The organism is Terrisporobacter petrolearius (assembly GCF_020748185.1).
Lineage (GTDB): Bacteria > Bacillota > Clostridia > Peptostreptococcales > Peptostreptococcaceae > Terrisporobacter > Terrisporobacter petrolearius.
Genome location: NZ_JAHZMO010000190.1, coordinates 1 through 444 on the forward strand (window position 1 = coordinate 1; position 444 = coordinate 444).

Below are 444 nucleotides of genomic sequence, written 5' to 3' on the forward strand. Positions count from 1 at the left end.
GCTTATAGACTTCATTGATGGTGGCAAAATCATTCAGATCGGTGATGAACACGGTCATCTTGATGATATCGCCCACGCTCAGCCCGGCAGCAACCACGATCGCTTTGACGTTTTCGAGGCTTAAACGCGCCTGATCTTGCACATCAGCCGGGATCTCACCGGTCTTCGGGCAAACCGGAATTTGCCCGGAGGTGAAGACCATGCTGCCTAAATCAACGCCCTGAACATAAGGGCCGATTGCGCCTGGGGCATGTTGCGTTTCGATAATCTTTTTCATACATCCTCCGGCGTCAGAGCGCCTGGGTAAAAGTACGTGAAATAACATCCTGTTGCTGTTCACGGGTCAGTGCGTTGAAGCGCACGGCGTAGCCAGAGACACGGATTGTCAGGTTAGGATATTTTTCCGGGTGCTCGATGGCATCCAGCAGCATTTCCCGATTCATT

Annotated in this window: 2 protein-coding genes; both read right to left on the reverse strand. The window is 52.0% G+C overall.

From position 1 onward, the window contains the following. Window positions 1-277: Rid family detoxifying hydrolase (locus K0040_RS22545; RefSeq protein WP_228110468.1), on the reverse strand; the 277-nt coding region annotated here is incomplete at its 3' end. A gap of 13 nt (window positions 278-290) precedes the next feature. Beyond that, window positions 291-444: glycine radical domain-containing protein (locus K0040_RS22550; protein WP_272491589.1), on the reverse strand; the 154-nt coding region annotated here is incomplete at its 5' end.